Source organism: Streptomyces sp. NPDC006691 (assembly GCF_042869955.1).
Lineage (GTDB): Bacteria > Actinomycetota > Actinomycetes > Streptomycetales > Streptomycetaceae > Streptomyces.
In genome coordinates this window covers 20432-37058 of record NZ_JBIAGW010000029.1, presented here as the reverse complement: position 1 = coordinate 37058, position 16627 = coordinate 20432, and the positions used below count along the sequence as shown (strand labels likewise).

10 protein-coding genes and 1 tRNA gene are annotated in these 16627 nt (G+C 70.7%); 1 reads left to right on the top strand and 10 read right to left on the bottom strand.

Features of this window, described 5'->3' with window-relative positions; all coding sequences use genetic code 11:
- Nucleotides 1-290: 290 nt before the first annotated feature.
- The 6 genes from thrB to ACFYNP_RS35495 all read right to left on the bottom strand — a co-directional run bounded on the left by thrB (nt 291) and on the right by ACFYNP_RS35495 (nt 6920).
- Complete coding sequence (gene thrB, locus ACFYNP_RS35520; RefSeq protein ID WP_382597119.1) at nt 291-1208, bottom strand: homoserine kinase; 918 nt, start codon at nt 1206-1208, stop codon at nt 291-293.
- Nucleotides 1209-1489: 281 nt separating this feature from the next.
- Nucleotides 1490-2548, bottom strand: coding sequence for a threonine synthase (thrC, locus tag ACFYNP_RS35515; protein WP_388420257.1), 1059 nt, complete (start codon nt 2546-2548; stop codon nt 1490-1492).
- Between the two features lie 6 nt (nt 2549-2554).
- A complete protein-coding gene (locus ACFYNP_RS35510) occupies nt 2555-3844 on the bottom strand; it encodes a homoserine dehydrogenase (protein WP_382597209.1) in 1290 nt (429 codons plus the stop codon).
- Nucleotides 3845-3945: 101 nt separating this feature from the next.
- Nucleotides 3946-5337, bottom strand: a complete 1392-nt coding sequence (lysA, locus tag ACFYNP_RS35505; protein WP_388791346.1) for a diaminopimelate decarboxylase — start codon at nt 5335-5337, stop codon at nt 3946-3948.
- Nucleotides 5338-5408: 71 nt separating this feature from the next.
- A complete protein-coding gene (gene nrtL, locus ACFYNP_RS35500) occupies nt 5409-6401 on the bottom strand; it encodes an ArgS-related anticodon-binding protein NrtL (protein WP_388791344.1) in 993 nt (330 codons plus the stop codon).
- Between the two features lie 90 nt (nt 6402-6491).
- Nucleotides 6492-6920 (bottom strand): response regulator, encoded by a 429-nt coding sequence (locus ACFYNP_RS35495; protein ID WP_388420279.1) that lies wholly within the window; start codon nt 6918-6920, stop codon nt 6492-6494.
- Between the two features lie 166 nt (nt 6921-7086).
- Here ACFYNP_RS35495 and ACFYNP_RS35490 point away from each other — a divergent pair.
- Nucleotides 7087-7158: transfer RNA gene (locus tag ACFYNP_RS35490), tRNA-Arg, on the top strand.
- A 434-nt stretch (nt 7159-7592) separates the two neighbouring features.
- Here the strand turns inward: ACFYNP_RS35490 and ACFYNP_RS35485 are convergent.
- The 4 genes from ACFYNP_RS35485 to ACFYNP_RS35470 are packed head-to-tail and all read right to left on the bottom strand — an operon-like array spanning nt 7593 to nt 16615.
- A complete protein-coding gene (locus ACFYNP_RS35485; protein WP_388791342.1) occupies nt 7593-10367 on the bottom strand; it encodes a pPIWI_RE module domain-containing protein in 2775 nt (924 codons plus the stop codon).
- 32 nt (nt 10368-10399) lie between these two features.
- A complete protein-coding gene (locus ACFYNP_RS35480; protein WP_388791340.1) occupies nt 10400-13915 on the bottom strand; it encodes a hypothetical protein in 3516 nt (1171 codons plus the stop codon).
- Complete coding sequence (locus ACFYNP_RS35475) at nt 13908-15053, bottom strand: hypothetical protein (protein WP_388791338.1); 1146 nt, start codon at nt 15051-15053, stop codon at nt 13908-13910. Before ACFYNP_RS35475 ends, ACFYNP_RS35480 begins: the two co-directional genes overlap by 8 nt.
- Nucleotides 15050-16615, bottom strand: coding sequence for a PD-(D/E)XK nuclease family protein (locus ACFYNP_RS35470; protein ID WP_388420263.1), 1566 nt, complete (start codon nt 16613-16615; stop codon nt 15050-15052). The genes ACFYNP_RS35475 and ACFYNP_RS35470 overlap by 4 nt, the downstream gene beginning before the upstream one ends.
- Nucleotides 16616-16627 lie beyond the last annotated feature (12 nt).

Genomic DNA, 16627 nt, shown 5'->3' with positions numbered 1-16627 from the left:
CCGCGTACGGCGGAGAGACAAAAGTGCGTGGGTTCCGGCCCGAGATCCCCCTGCTCGGCCCCTGCCGGGAAAAAGCGTGGGGTGTCGTGCCGGTTCCGGAGCGTGCTCGCAACTGCTCAGGCAGGCTGCACAGGCAGTTGGGGAGGCTCTCGGAAGAATGGCGGTCCCTGAAGGGGACACGAAGCACCGCGCCACGAAGACGACCGATGCAGACTTGAGGTTAACACTACCGGATCCAACAAACATTCCCCCTCTCGTTCACCGGCAAGCCGTGCTTCCCGCGCCCGTACCTACGCTCCGAGCGGCAGGACGCTCGCGCCCGCGGCGTCGAGATTGAGCCGGTTGGCGGCCCATCCCTCCCCCGCAAGGCGTGCGACCTTGTCGGCCGCACCGTCCTCGACCAGCGCGAGCACCGTGGGCCCCGCGCCGGAGATGACCGCGGGCACGCCGTCCGCGCGCAGCCGGTTGACCAGTGCCACGCTGTCCGGCATCGCCGGTGCGCGGTACTCCTGGTGGAGCCGGTCCTCGGTGGCGGCGAGCAGCAGCTCGGGACGCCTGGTCAGGGCCTCCACGAGCAGGGCCGCCCGGCCGGCGTTGGCCGCGGCGTCGACATGCGGGACCGTGCGCGGGAGCAGCCCGCGGGCCGTCTCCGTCAGGACCGCCTTGCCGGGCACGAAGACCACCGGAACGACGGAATCCGCCGGGTCCATCCTGATCGCGCGGGCCGCTCCCCCGTCCATCCAGGACAGCGTGAACCCGCCGAGCAGACAGGCGGCCACGTTGTCGGGGTGTCCCTCGATCTCGGTCGCGAGCTCCAGCAGCGCCGCGTCGTCGAGCCGGGCGTCGCCGCCTATCGTCACGGCGCGCGCGGCGACGATGCCGGCGCAGATGGCGGCGGAGGAGGATCCGAGGCCGCGGCCGTGCGGGATGCGGTTGGCACAGACGACCTCAAGGCCGCGCGGCTGCCCGCCGAGCAGGTCGAAGGCGGTGCGCAGGGACCGTACGAGGAGGTGGCTCTCGTCGCGGGGCAGCGTCTCGGCGCCCTCGCCCGCGATGTCGATGCCGAGGCCGGAGTCGGCGACGCGGACGACCACGTCGTCGTAGAGCCCCAGTGACAGGCCCAGGGAGTCGAAGCCCGGGCCGAGGTTGGCACTGGTGGCGGGGACGCGCACCCGTACGGCGGCGGCGCGGAATGCGGGACCGGCCATCGCTCTGATGACTCCTTGTGAGGCTGCTGCTGGTGTCTGCTGCGAGATTTTCGAAGACGTACGGAACACCCGAGGGCCACGTGGGCGACTGCACCACGGCATATTGCGGCGGGGCGGGTTGGGTACAGCCTATCGAAGGAAGGTTCTGTGGCGACATAGGGCGCACAGGAGGCGCACGATGCGTGTCGCGAGCCCCCTGTGCCCCTACGGCGTGACTTGTCCGGCTTTACGTACGCGTCCCGGCGGTGCGGGACGCGTACGCCAGGCGGCGCGTCGGCGAACTACGCGAGACCGAGGCGCTCGGCCGCGGCCGCCGCGTCGACCGGAACGGTGACGGGCTGCGGGGCTCCGGCGACGGCCCAGTCGGGGTCCTTGAGCCCGTTTCCGGTCACCGTGCACACGATCTTCTGGCCCGGGTCGACCAGGCCGCGCTCGGCGGCCTTGAGCAGACCGGCGACCGAAGCCGCGGAGGCCGGCTCGACGAAGACACCCTCCTGCGAGGCCAACAGGCGGTAGGCGCGCAGGATCTCACGGTCCGTCACCTCGTCGATGAACCCGCCGGACTCGTCCCGCGCGGCCAGCGCGAACTGCCAGGACGCCGGGTTGCCGATGCGGATCGCGGTGGCGATCGTCGAGGGGTCCTTGACGACCTCGCCGCGCACGATCGGCGCCGAGCCGGAGGCCTGGAAGCCCCACATGCGCGGGGTGTGCGTCGAGACCTTGTCCCCGGCGTACTCCTGGTAGCCCTTCCAGTACGCCGTGATGTTGCCGGCGTTGCCCACGGGCAGGACGTGGATGTCGGGGGCGTCGCCGAGCGCGTCCACGATCTCGAACGCGGCGGTCTTCTGGCCCTCGATGCGCACCGGGTTGACCGAATTGACCAGCGCCACCGGGTAGTTGTCGGACAGCGAGCGCGCGAGCGTGAGGCAGTCGTCGAAGTTGCCGTCGACCTGGAGGATCTTGGCGCCGTGGATGAGGGCCTGGCCCATCTTGCCCAGCGCGATCTTGCCCTGCGGCACGAGGACCGCGCACACCATGCCGGCCCGCACCGCGTAGGCGGCGGCCGAGGCCGAGGTGTTGCCGGTGGAGGCGCAGATGACCGCCTTGGCGCCCTCCTCCTTCGCGCGGGTGATCGCCATCGTCATGCCGCGGTCCTTGAAGGACCCGGTCGGGTTGGCACCCTCGACCTTGAGGTGGACCTCGCAGCCCGTGCGCTCGGACAGCACCTGCGCGGGCACGAGCGGCGTGCCGCCCTCGCGGAGGGTGACGACCGGGGTCGTAGCGGAGACGGGGAGCCGGTCCCGGTACTCCTCGATGATTCCGCGCCACTGGTGGGTCATTGCTGGTTACTCCCCTTCAACACGCATGATGCTGGCGACACCACGCACGGTGTCGAGCTTGCGCAGGGCGTCCACGGTCCCGGTGAGGGCCGCGTCGGCCGCGCGGTGGGTGACGACGACGAGGGAGGCCTCGCCATCCTTGCCTGACTGCCGCACGGTGTCGATGGACACCCCGTGCTCGGCGAAGACCGTCGCCACCTGGGCGAGCACGCCCGGCTTGTCGGCCACGTCGAGGCTGATGTGGTAGCGGGTCACGACATCGCCCATGGGGCTCACGGGCAGCTGCGTGTACGCCGACTCCCCGGGCCCGGTCGATCCGGCGAGCTTGTTGCGGCAGACCGCGACCAGGTCGCCGAGAACGGCGGACGCGGTCGGGGCGCCGCCCGCGCCGGGCCCGTAGAACATCAGCTGACCGGCGGCCTCGGCCTCGACGAACACCGCGTTGTAGGCGCCCCGCACGGAGGCCAGCGGATGGTCGAGCGGGATCATCGCCGGGTGGACCCGGGCGGTCACGGAGCCGCCGTCGGCGGCGCGCTCGCAGATGGCGAGCAGCTTGATGGTGCAGCCCATCTGGCGTGCCGAGGCGAAGTCGGCGGAGGTCACCTCGGTCATGCCCTCGCGGTACACGTCGTCGAGACGGACCCGGGTGTGGAAGGCGATGCCGGCGAGGATGGCGGCCTTGGCGGCGGCGTCGAAGCCCTCGACGTCGGCGGTCGGGTCGGCCTCGGCGTAGCCGAGCGCGGTGGCCTCGTCGAGGGCCTCCTGATAGCCGGCGCCCGTCGAGTCCATCTTGTCGAGGATGAAGTTGGTCGTGCCGTTCACGATGCCGAGGACCCGGTTCACCTTGTCGCCGGCGAGGGACTCGCGCAGCGGGCGGATCAGCGGGATCGCCCCGGCGACGGCGGCCTCGTAGTACAGGTCCCGGCCGTGCTCGACGGCGGCCGCGTGCAGCGCGGCGCCGTCCTGGGCGAGCAGCGCCTTGTTCGCGGAGACGACCGAGGCGCCGTGCTCGAACGCGGTGGTGATGAGGGCGCGGGCCGGCTCGATGCCGCCGATGACCTCGACCACGACGTCGATGTCGCCGCGTTTGACCAGCGCGGTGGCGTCGGTGGTGACCAGGGCGGGGTCGATGCCCTCACGCACCTTGGAGGGCCGGCGGACGGCGACTCCGGCGAGCTCCACGGGTGCGCCGATGCGCGCCGTGAGGTCGTCGGCGTGCGTCGTCATGATGCGCGCCACCTCTGAGCCGACCACTCCGCAGCCCAGCAGCGCCACCTTCAGCGGACGCGTACGCATCATCCGACCTCGTTTCCTCTTCAAACCTGCAATGCGAACCAGTCTCACTCACCGGACCGGGGTTTCTGCCCCCGGTCCGGATCCTGAGACAAGTATTTCATTTACCCGACGTCGAGACGCAGGAGATCTTCCTCCGTCTCCCGCCGGACGATCACCCGCGCCGACCCGTCCTTCACGGCGACGACCGGCGGCCGCAGAGCGTGGTTGTAATTGCTGGCCATGGAGCGGCAGTACGCCCCGGTGGCCGGCACCGCAATCAGATCACCCGGCGCGAGATCGGCGGGCAGGAACGCGTCACGCACCACGATGTCACCGCTCTCGCAATGCTTGCCGACCACCCTGACCAGCATCGGCTCGGCGGCGGAGGTGCGCGAGACGAGAGCGACCGAGTACTCGGCGTCGTAGAGCGCGGTGCGGATGTTGTCGGACATGCCGCCGTCCACGCTCACGTAGGTGCGCAGGCCTTCGAGCGGCTTGATGGTGCCGACCTCGTACAGCGTGAACGCCGTCGGACCGACGATCGCGCGGCCCGGCTCGACCGAGATGCGGGGCACCCGGAGGCCGGCGGCGGCGCACTCGCGCGTGACGATCTCGCTGAGCGCCTTCGCGATCTCGTGCGGCTCGCGGGGGTCGTCGTCCGAGGTGTACGCGATGCCGAGGCCGCCGCCGAGGTCGATCTCGGGCAGCTCGACGCCGTGCTCGTCGCGCACCTCGGCGAGCAGCTGCACGACGCGGCGCGCGGACACCTCGAAGCCGGCCATGTCGAAGATCTGCGACCCGATGTGCGAGTGGATGCCGACCAGTTCCAGCCCGTCGAGCTTGAGTGCGCGGCGCACGGCCTCGGCGGCCTGGCCGTCGGCGAGCCCGATGCCGAACTTCTGGTCCTCGTGCGCGGTGGCGATGAACTCGTGGGTGTGGGCCTCGACGCCGACGGTGACGCGGATGAAGGCCTTCTGGACCGTGCCCAGCTCTTGAGCGATGTGCGCGACGCGCACGATCTCCTGGAAGGAGTCGAGCACGATCCGCCCGACCCCGGCCTCGACGGCCCGCCGGATCTCGGCCTCGCTCTTGTTGTTGCCGTGGAAGGCGATGCGCTCGACCGGCATCCCCGCGTCCAGGGCGGTGACGAGCTCGGTGCCGGAGCAGACGTCGAGGTTCAGCCCCTCCTCGTGCAGCCAGCGCACAACGGCCCGCGACAGGAAGGCCTTTCCGGCGTAGAACACGTCGGCGTCGCGCCCGAAGGCGTCGGCCCAGGACCGGCACCGCTCACGGAAGTCGGCCTCGTCGAGGAAGTAGGCGGGGGTCCCGAACTCCTCGGCCAGGCGCGACACTTCGAGCCCGGCGACGGTGACCTCGCCGTCCGCGTTGCGCCGCACGGTGCCCGACCAGACCTTCGGGTCAAGGGAGTTGAGGTCGGCGGGGGGCGCGGAGTAGTGCCCCTCGGGCAGCACGTCGCCGTGGCGGGGGCCGGCGGGGTGGGCGGATCGGCTCATGTTCTGTACGTCTCTTCTCTTACGCGTCTGCGGTCACCACGGCGGGCGGCGGTGAGGTCCGTCCGCGCATGTCACAGGAGTTCGGGTGCGTCGATGCCGAGCAGGGACAGGCCACCGGCCAGCACCGTCCCGGCGGCCTCGGCGAGGGCCAGCCGCGAGCGGTGGGCGGCCGAGGGTTTCTCGTCACCGAGCGGCAGCACCGCGTGCTGGAAGCGGAGCAGTTCGTCGGCCACGGATTCGAGGTGCCGGGCCAGCCGGTCGGGCGCGTGGTGGCGGGCGGCGCCTTCGAGCACACCAGGGTGGTCGCGGAGCAGCCCGAGCAGCCGCTCCCCCTCGGGCACGGCCCCCGGCTCGGCCGCGAAGCCCAGCTGGAGCGCGTTGCGGGTGAGGGCACGGCTGCGGGAGTACGCGTACCGCACACGGAAGAGGGGGTTGCTCTCGCGCTGGGCCAGCAGTTCCCCGGCGTCGGTACGCGGCCGGTCGTGCCGGGCGGCCCGGAGTGCGGCCCAGCGGGCGGCATCGACCCCGACGAGCCCGGCGAGCCCCGGCGTGGGACACGGGAGGACGGCCAGGAACTGCCCCGGCTCCCCTTCCGCGACGATCCGTGCGTCGGCCCCTTGGCTCCGCAGCAGCCGCACGACGACCTCGACGACGACCCGCGCCCGCTCCTCGCCCACGGCAGCGAAGTCGTACGCCTGCCCGCGCAGGGCGTCCCCGTATCCGTACGTGGTGGGCGACCCGAGCACCTGCCGCACCACCCCGGACTGAACCTCTCGCTCCAGCGTGATGTTGAGGAAGCCCGGCCCGCTGATCTCGACGAGGGCGATACCCGGCCGTCCGGCGATCCGTCCGCGCAGCACCTCGGCGACCTCGCGGGGCGGCCGGCCGGTCACCGCGGCCAGCTTGAGGGCGATCCCACTGGCGTAGTCACCCCCACCGCCGGGCCTCGGCCGCTCGACCTTGACGGTCTCGGGAACCATGCCGCCGATCGGACCCAGGGCACCCTCGTCGACCGCGCTGCGCACGGCGCGCACGACGGTACGGGAGAGCTCTGCGGGGGTCACGGGACAAGCGTATGGGAGAGGGGGGGTCCCTCCGCGAACCGGTTTCGCCATACGGGCAGAACGGCGGGCTCGGGTCACATCGACCGGGGGTCAGCCCCGGCTGCTGCCGGCCCGCCCGGGCTCCCTGCTGCCGTCGGCAGACGGCGGAGCCTCCCGGTGCAGCAGCAGCTGCCGTACGACCCTGACCAGCTCGGCGGGCTCGAACGGCTTCGCGAGAAAGGCGTCGACCCCGGCGGCGAGCCCGGTCTCCACCTCGTACTGCGTGCAGGCGCTGATGATCGCGACGGGCAGTGCTCTGGTCCGCGGATCGGAACGCAGCCGGGCGGCCGTACGCAGCCCGTCGAGCCGGGGCATCATCACATCGAGGGTGACCACGTCCGGGCTGACCCGGTGCACGACCTCCAGGCATTCGGCACCATCGGCCGCGGTCACGACCTCGAAGCCCTCCAGCTCAAGGTTGACCCTGATCAACTGCCGGATGACCTTGTTGTCGTCCACCACAAGGACCCGGCCGGACACGCCTGACACACCTTGAGGTTAGGTCCGAGGAGGGCACCGCGTCCGGGTTTTCCCCACTTCCACCCCGCCCGGGCGACCCGGCCCGCCGAGGGGACCGAAATACCTGTTCACAGCCACCCCGAGAGAGCTGGTAGGGTTCTACCCGTCGCCGCCAAACACGGTGAACGCCCCCGTAGCTCAGGGGATAGAGCAACGGCCTCCGGAGCCGTGTGCGCAGGTTCGAATCCTGCCGGGGGCACTCCGGATCAAGGCGCTGAACAGCGGAAACGCAGTTCAGCGCCTTTCTTGTGCATGCCAAAACGCACACGGCCTACTCGGCCGTGACCACTCGCCCCAAATAGCCCTGATCAGGGGTTTTCCATGCCCGAGCGGACGAAATCCCGATTGTCCGATCCCGCGAAGTTAACTCCTGCGGGACAAACGTGGGCCAGAAAGCCGCATGGCGGATCCGTCACCCTCAGGAGGCTGCTTTGACCTGCATGTTTACCGAGCGGGACAGTCAAAAGGGACACGGAGAAACAGGCCGTTGCACTTTCCCGGACCCGATTCGGCACAGTCGCGCGAAGGCGTTCACGCCCGCCCAGCAGCGATATGCCCCCATGTCCGACTTACGCGAGGGAACAATGATTCCTATCAGCGTCGTTGGGACGCACCATGCAGGCGGCGCCTCACTCACGGAGCGGATGACGTGCTCCCCTCCTCCTTCGTTACGGCCACCGGAAGCACGTACTCACCGGTGAGACGCGCCAAGTGCAGTGGGAGGGGCCGGGCGAGCGGCGGATAGTCGTCTTGGTAGCGCAGCTGGTGCGTGAGCGTCGCCCACTCCGCCGGCCGGTCAGGCAGGTCCCCTTCACGCCCAGAGTCCGCCAGTGCCTTTTCCGACAGGCAGCCGAGAACGGTGATCTCCAGCTGCCCAGGGTTCCAGGCCGACTTTCCGGGTGCTGTCCGGCTCTGTGACGTGGGCGCCAGCTTCATGAGTCCCTTCGGCAGTTTCGCCACCGTGTGCGGCTTCGAGGCCGTGCTTGCGAAAACACGGCTCTCCGTCTCCGCCGTTCCCCACACGCCCTCGGCGAAGCCGACGCGGCCCTTGGCGTCATGGGCGTACCACTCCGCTACTTCCTCCCGCGCATTGGCGTCCCGTACGAGCACCACCCGCAGGTCGTCGCCGTAGAGCGTGTGGCGCTGGGCGGGTTCAGTGCCGAAAACGAGCATGTCGCGGGCCAGTTCACCGTTGCGAAGGCCGGGCCAGCACTGGCGCAGATTGCCGGCGTCCGCCAGCAGGAGCGTCGGCCGGTCGCGGAGCTGGAAGAGCAGTGCTCGGATCTGCCGCTCGGTCTCCCGCTGCCTGTGCTGCTCCACGCCTGGGAGGGCAGCGGGCCGGAGCCCTCCCCGGGCGGCCACGCCATCGCCAGGGCCGCCTGTATCAGCCTCCTTCTCCTTCCCGGTCTCAGCCACTGGTTCCCCTGCTTGGGAGAGCAGCAACAGCTTCGGGTACGGCACCCATTCGGCGCGCTCAGCGTCCCACCCCTCGATGACGCCCGGTCCTCCGTCCCCGGGGCGGACCCGCACCGCGACCAGCCGATGGACGGGGCACCGCGTGGGCCCCTTCCTGGTGTGGCGTACGAGCCAGAGCGCCACGTACTGGAGGTCGCCGGGAACTCCGGCCCCCACTCGGTGGGCGGGCGGACTGATGGCACCGAGCTGCCGGAAGACGTCCAGCCAGGTCCACTTGACCCGGTGCTCCAAACCGCTGTCGGTGTCGTCGGGCAGGTTGATGAACTGGCTCAGCCGGTCCTGCCGCGCCCAGGCAATGCGCAACGCATGCTTGGGGTCGGAGTCGGGGACGGCTGCGAAGCGTTCCTTGCCGCCGATCTCCGTGATCACGACTCCGGCCGCGTCGGGACGCGGGACCGCTCGGTCCGCCACAAGTCGGCAGCGCCCTTCGACGGCTTCGGCCAGCCGGACGGCCCTGGGGCGCCTGCGCTCCCGGGAGACCTGCAGAGCGTCGGCCAGGGGCCCCGCGGGCCGGGCTCGTACGCGGATCTCGACCCCCTCGCCCCGCCACCGCCAGGTGTCGTCACCGGCCGGCCCCACGCTCTCCCCGGGAGGGAAGCCGATGAGCTTCGGCAGTTCCGCGAGCAGCGCGGCACGGGTTTCCGGCGACTGCCAGAAGACGTCGATCTCCAGGGGACGGCCGTTGAGTGCGCGTGCCAACGCCGCCCGCCGCTGCAGGGCCAGCTGCGTGTCCCGGACGCCCGGACCGCGGCCGGCTCCCGAACGAGGCAGCAATGAGGGGGTGTTGCTCCGGGTGACCCGCGTGAGGTCGGGGACCCGGGTCAGCATGGGGCGCAGCCCGTCCTCGACCCAGGCGTCCAGATCCGCCCGCTCCTGTGGCATCAACCCGGGTCCGACCTCGTGCGGGCCGATCGACGGGTGGTAGACGATGCCGGCGGCCACGTCACCGGACCCGTTGATCCAGCGTTCCGGGTGGGAGAAGAGCGCCTCGGGCTGCGGGTAGTTGCGTACGATGTCCAGCTCGGGCAAGAGCGGTGCGGGGCTGTGGTGGCGCCAAACCAGTTCCTTCAGCCGCCGGTCGTAGCCGAGGGTGTTCACCATCAACCGGTGGCCCCGGTCCGGCCCTCCCGGCCATGGCAGCGGAACGTCGAGCAGAACGGTCGCCCCGCCGAGCTGGTGAGGGCGTACGTCCAGCTGGGTAGCCCACCGGCGAACCTGCGTGGACACATGGACACGGAACCGTGGGGCGAACGCCACGGTGTGGACGGTGATGCTGAGGCAGGCCGAGTAGTACCAGGTCTGTCCGCGGCGCTCGTGCCTCTGTGGCGGCCAGGAGATGAGTCGCGCGCCGTTGCCCGAGCTCTCGACTCGGAAGTGGAATGTGGTGCCCCCGGTGCGGAACGTCCGGGCGGCCAGCCGGAAGGCGACCCACTCGGGCAGCAGGCCGTAGAGCCGTGCGGCAGGTTCGGCTGTTCCGCCCGCCGAGGTCACGGTCTCGGTGAGGTCGACCGATTCGGCCTCCCAATGTGGCAGCTGTACGGCCTCGGCCGGGTCGTCGGAGCGGAGTCTCTCCTCCAGGTCGGCGCCTTCGGTGTCGTCCTCCTCCCGGTACATGCCCGCCGCCCAGGTGCCGATCACCGGGGCCAGCACCTCCGGCGGGACGGCTTCCCGCGCGTAGAGCCATGGCAGGCGGCCGTCCGTTCCGGCGTTGCGGCCGGTCGCGATGACGCCGGGGGCCATCGCCTGGAGCAGGGAGTTGAGCCTGCGTACGGGGAGCCGATCGGGGCGGACGGAGCCCGTGCCGGCCTCGGCGTGCATCCTGGTGAGCTCGGTGTGCAACTCCTCGCCGAGCCGCAGCACACTCATCTCCTCCAGCCACGGTCCATGGAGCGGGTCGGGTTCGTAGGCCGCGTTGCGAATGGCGTGATACACGAAATTTCCTCCTGGAAGCCGGAGTTCGGCGCTTACGGGTGGGCCGGGGCGGGAGCAGGGGCAAGCAGATGGGTGAGCATGCGCCGGAGGGGTTCGTACAGGGCGTGGGCGATGAACTGCTCCTCCGCGCTCTTCGTGTCGCCCTCGAAGTACGGGTCCAGCACGTCGAGCATGCTGTGCAGCAGGCTGGACTTGGGGGTGTCGGCCTGCGGTGGTACGGCCCCGCGGTTCGGGGCGAAGGCGGCGTCGACGAAGACGACCCGGGCCGGCACGCCGCCGCGCACCAACCGCCCGATCACCTGCCAGATCAGGACCAGCATGTCCCAGGTGACCTGCGCCCGTACCTCGTCGTCGAGGCGGCTCCACGCCATCGAGCGGGCGAGTACCTGGTACCACTGCGAACGGGCGAGGCGGCGGACCTCGTCGGCACCTTCCTCGACGGTGGCCTGTCCCTGTACCCAGGTGTCGAAGTCACCGCCGGTGACGGCGCGGACGATCCAGTCGTTGACGGCGTGGACGGCCAGGGACAGGTCCTCGGGGTGTGGATTGGGCCGGGCCAGGAAGTAGACCGTGCCGATGGCCGCCTCGTCGTCGTCGTTGAGAATGTTGTGGCCTCGCTCCACGGCCAGCAGGGGCGCCACGAGGATGTTCGCGTTGAGGTCCTTCAGGTGTTCGACGTCGCCCCGGCGCAGTGACCGGGCGCGGTAGGCGGACGGCGCCTCGTCCTCCGGGGCGATCTCCTCGTCGTCCGAGACCAGGCACAGCACGCTGTCGTGCCAGCGGGAGTTGAGGTTGTGCAGGGTGTCGGCCACGATGCGCGCCTCGGCGTAGCTGCCAACCAGCAGGAGGATCTGGTCGCGCTTGCCTGGGCGAAGGGAGAGCAACTCGCGCTCCAGCGGACCTCCTTCGGGGGCGTCGTACTCCCCCGACGCGCCAAGGTGGGTGGCGATGCGGCGCAGCTTCTCGGGGCGGTCGTCCGGGTGCGTTCCGGACAGGCGCAGCTTCTCGTCACCGTCGTCGATGAACTCGAAGCGCATCAGACTCTCGTTCGCGATGCGTTCGGTCACTTCGGCCGGCGGCTCGATGATCACGCCGACCGGGACGCAGACGTGGTAGCGGCTGGACGCGCCCGCCCAGCTGCTGCCGGACATGAGCAGCAGATGGGCGCCGGGCCTGCCGTCGACGGAGGCGAGGTGGGGCATGGCGCGCAGCAGTTCACGTCCGACGCCGCTGCAGCGGAAGAAGGTCAGCTCGCCGCTGCGGACTCCGCCCTTGTCCTCGCCCGGGACCCGGAACTGGAAGCCGAGTACGTTGCCCATCGGAGCCTCGGGCACCATCGGGCCGTAGTCGAGCGGCCGACGGTACATCGTGTTGTAACCCAGACTGAGGGCAGCCTCGACGCGGGGCCACATTGCATTGATCATGGCGAGCCGCGGTTCGAGGGCACTGAGCAGCAGCGTGAACTCGAATCGTTCGGCAAGCTCTTGGTGCCACTGCTCAGGGGTCTGGGGTGGTGGCTTCGGCTTCCGGCGGCGGCCTCGTCCCTTCTGCCGCTCCTCCTCCTGGCGCTGCCACTCGTCGTACTCCTCCGTGTATTTCTGTTTCCGGACAGCCATGTACTTCAGGTCGATGTGGAAGACCTCGTCCATGACCTCGGTCAAGTGGCGCCGGGTGTTCTCCGGGTTGCCAGTGTGGAGCAGTTCGTTCAGGAGGGCGGTCAGTCGGCTGAAGTCCTCCTCCGTCCTGTGGCGGCGGTCGCCGAAGGGGTTGTCCCGAAAGGCGTCCAGAAGCTTGCCGAGAGCCTGTCTCGGGGCGTGGTTCCGGTGTTCCGGCCCGCTGCCGTCGGGGAGTTCGTAGCGCTCGTCGAGCAGTCCGAGCTGCAGCGTCCAGGCGCTGAAGTAGCCCGTCCGCACCCACCTGCGCAGGTCATACCTGGCGACGAGCATCGCGTACAGCCGGTCGGTGGCCGATCCGGCGGTGTTGAGGGCGGCGGCGAAGGTCTCCACGTCCCGTTCGGAGAGCTGGGTGCGCCCGCTGGCCGCGAGTTCCCGGATCTTGTGTCGGCTCAGTTGGTCGATAAGCCCCTTGTCCTCGTCGCTGGCGAGGACGACGGCGGGTGCGAAACTCTGGTCGAGCTGCATCTGCACACGGTCGGCCTCGTCGATGATGACGAGGTCGCTGCGGCGGCAGGCGAGTTCGAGGTAGCGGATGCGCTCGCCGTTCTGGGGGCTGGGCGGCTCGGCGTCGATCAGTCCGGCCGGCGTGGCCACCCAGATCAGGGCGCCGACCAAGATGCGGGCTCCGTGGTGCCGGGGGCAGACGGACCAGTACGGGCAACTCGTCGCGTTCTTCTGCCATTCGGAGGCCCGGCCGCCACCTTTGTCGCGCCTGGGGTCCGACGGTGGCCGGAGCCGGGAGCAGGGTGCCTCACCGAAGGCGAGCGGCTCGGTGGACGAAGTGGCGCCCTGCCGCCTGACGTTGAGCACGCAGGAGGTCCCGAGGTAGGCGAAGGCAGGGTCGTCGTGGGCGAGCAGACGGTGCTCACCCCGGCCCGCCAGCCGACGGTGCAGCCGCTGGGCGTGCCGCTCTCGGCCGGAGGACCCGAGCACGGGTGCGGCGGCGCCGTCGGTGTAAAGACCGTAGAGTCGGACGAGCTTCAGCACCTCTGCGACGTCGGTGACCACGATGGTGGTGCGCCTGCCGAGCTTGGCGAGATGGACGGCGATGATGTCGCGCAGCGTGCTCTTGCCCGCGCCGACGATACCGAGCAGGTGCTGGATCCCGTCGACCGTGAACGAGAAGTCCTCGTCCTTGCCGGCCTTGTGGAACGGGCCGTTCTCCTTGGCGGACAGGTCGAAGGCCCGCAGCCGCTCCAGCCAGCGCGGCGGCCTTCCCTCGCCGACGCGGGCGTGCGTGGCGTCCATGTCCGCTGCGGTGCGCTCCAGGCCCTTCCTGGTGAAGACCAGGGGCTCTCCGGCGCCGGCCGGTTCCAGGTCCATGTCGTGGGCTACGAGGGGGGTGTGAGGAACGGATGGCAGATCGACGACGGCCAGGGTGCGGCTGACGGGGAAAGCGTGCGGGCCCTGGCCCGCGACCGGCATGCGTTTGCCCGCCAACGGCGGTGCAGCACACAGCAGTTGCTCATAGACGGAGAAGCGGTCACTGGCGAGAGAGAGGTCGCGGCGGGTGGCGGGCGACTCGGTGTCCGGTACGTCGTAGCCGCGCACCCTGGGGTCGAACAGCTGGTAGTTCTCCAGCGCCTCGCGCCAGGTACGGCCCCTGCGCAGTGTCCACAGCGAGTACCGGGCAACACGCAACGTCCGCGCGGTGTCCGGCGGCAGCCGCGCTTCGTGTGCCTCGGCGAACCCGTATCCGCTGAACAGTACCCAGGCGCTGCCCGCGGGACTGCCCGGCATCAGCTTCTGCTGGAGGTACAGGCCGAGTTCCACCTGGCAGAGGGTTTCCAGGGCTGTCTTGGGGACGGCCGTCCCAAGGAACGCCTTGAGAGCGCCGAGCACGTCGGTAAGCGGCGGGGTGATGCTACGCATCGTCCTTCTCCTCTCTCCGTGCCCGACCCAGGGCGGGCACGAGGTTCACAGGTGTGGTGAGCACCAGCCGGTCCCGCAAAAGCGCGGGAAGGGCGTCGGTGAAGGCCCCCCGGTAGCCTTTCCGTCCGGCGAGCGCGTCCGGGACCACGACGAGGGTGCGGTCCACGAGGGGCGCGCTGTCGGTGAGATATGCGGCGAGGAGGGCCGGCTGCAGGCGGTCATACACCTGGATGTCGACGATTCCGGCACCGGTGTCCCTCAACCGGTAGGCGGACAGGGGCCCCGACACGGGCTCATGGTCGATCCCAGCGCGATCCAGCGCGTCCAGCGCGGCCTCTTCGGTCCGGTACGGCAGTGCGAGGAACGTCCGCAGCGAACGCCGCAGGATCCAAGTCTGTTCCGGATCGCGGATCAGTTCCGGAGGGTCGTCGCGCGGGCATTCCTCCCCCTCGCACCAGATGTCCGCGTCGGTGTCGGACGACACGGGTACGGGCACGGCCCGGTCCCTGGGCAGCGCGGGGAGCCCACACACGGGACAGCGCAGGAAGTCGCCGTCGACAAGCAGGGATTCGGGCAGCGGGCCGTAGAGGTCCTTGACACGGCTCCAGACGGCCGTGCTCCAGCCGGACCTGAAGCGGTCCTGTCGGTGGACCACCGGGTGACGGGCCAGGAAGCTCCGGCACTGCCGGTAGCGCTCGCCCGTTCCGCACCGCGCTTCCAGGTCACCGAGAAGCGCGCGGGCTTGCGCCGCCACGCCCCCGTCCGGCCCGTGCGAAGCGACTTCGAGGCACGACCGCGTCGGCATCCGGCCGACCGGGTGCACCAGCGTCGCGCCCGGGGTGACCAGGGAGGCGGGAACCGCGAAGAGCGGATCGCCCGCCGGCTTGGTCCGGCACCACTCCCACAACTCCGGAAGGCTCCTCGGCGGTGTCTCCCCGACGTCGAGGCAGTGCATTACGGTGCGGTCCAGCGCACGCTGGGCGACGCCGGGATAGGGCAGAGCGAACGAGCGCAGACCCTGAACCTCGGCGAGGGCAGCCGCCATGCGAGCAAGTTCGCGGAAGAGTTCGCTTCCCGCGCCCTCAGATTCCTCGCCGGTGTCCGGCCGGTCGGCCCGGCTCGCCGCCCCCGCCCTCATGCCGCGGCCTCGGTGGCGGCCGACACCGAGCACCAGCGGGCCACTTCGCACCGCTGGCAGGAGCGTCCGGGCACAGCCATGTAGCGGTCGTCGCCGTGCCAGTCGGCCACCATCGTCCGCAGGACTCCCTCAGCCGCGGTCCGGTTGGCGGAGGCGAAGGGGTCGATGATCTCCAGGTCGGCACCGCCGGGGCGGAGCACCTCAAGCTCGACCCGGGCACGGGACGGAGCGCCGCCCAGGTCACCGCGGCCGATCAGCACGACCGCCAGGGCCAGTTGCGGGTAGAGCTCCAGCAGGGGACGGTTGGACCGCCGGTCGGTGGCGGAGGTCTTGGTCTCGCGCCACACCCATGAGCCGGCGTCCCGGTAGAGCAGGTCGGGTGCGGCGATCACCACCACGTCGGCGACGGTGTCGTGCCGCACCACCCTGGGTTCGGTCCGCACGTCCGTCCCGTCCCCGACGCACCGCAGCGGGCAGACCGCGGCGTGCCGCCGCAACAGGATTGCGCCGAGGGTGCGTTCGCGGTCGGGCAGGTCGAATCCGTCCGGCACCCACTCCTCGGGAACCTCGACCGTGCACGGTCGAGGCGATCCGTGGCCGTGCCGGTCGGCGAGGTAGGCGTGCAGGGCCCGACCGCGCTCGGCCGTCACCTCGCGCTCGACGGAGTCCGCCGTGGGCAGGTGCAGCCGGCGCATGTGGTCGCGGGCCGGGCAGGCCCGGTAGTTGCGCCCGTTGGTCACCGACCAGGTGCGGCGGGGCCGGTTCGGCGACTCGATGCCCAGCAGTCCGGGCGCCGCGCGCAGCGCCGGGCAGACCGACAGGTAGGGACATCCGCCGCAGGCGGAGCCAGGGCGGTATTCCCGTCCGTCCAGTACGCCGGCCAGGGCGTCGGGGCCGTGCTCGCGGTACCGGGCGAGCGCCTGCTCCCGGCTGCCGGCGAAGAGCTCCCGCGTACGGCCGTCGAACAGCGCGAACTCCACGATCCGTACATGCTCCGGCAGCGGCCCGGGGGCGCCCTCGGCCAGCACCAGGGCGACGGCGGCGATGAACCCGTCGGGCGGCAGATCCCGGTTCAGGCGGTGCACGGGCAGACGGAGTTCACGGTAGGCACCGTCGGCGGAGGCCAGGCAGCGGCCCCACACGGTGAAGCGGTACTCCTGGGCGTTCCGCGAGTCGGGGCCGGACGGCCGGTAGCGGTACGTCCACGGTTCGGGGACCTCGTTCAGGGGGCGTTCCGGGTCGGCGGGGAAGGCCGCCTCGTACGCCTTCACACCATGGTCCGACCATGTCCTCAGGCCGTCGTGCAAGGGCGCGGTACGCGTCCGGGGCAGGCTGCCGGAGGGCCGGAAGCGGGCGTCGCAGGCGGCCATGAAGGGGCCCAGAGCGAAGTTCTCCAACCGCTCGCGGCGGCGCGGTACGGGGTCGGCGGTGTGGTAACCGCGGGTCTTGAGGGCATCGGCGGCGGGGCACCGGAATTCTCCTCCCTTGAACATTCCGGCGGATACCGTGATGACTTCGGAGGTGCGGGTCACCCCGTCGGGGGGCAGCCACGGCTGTGACATTCTCTGCTCCAT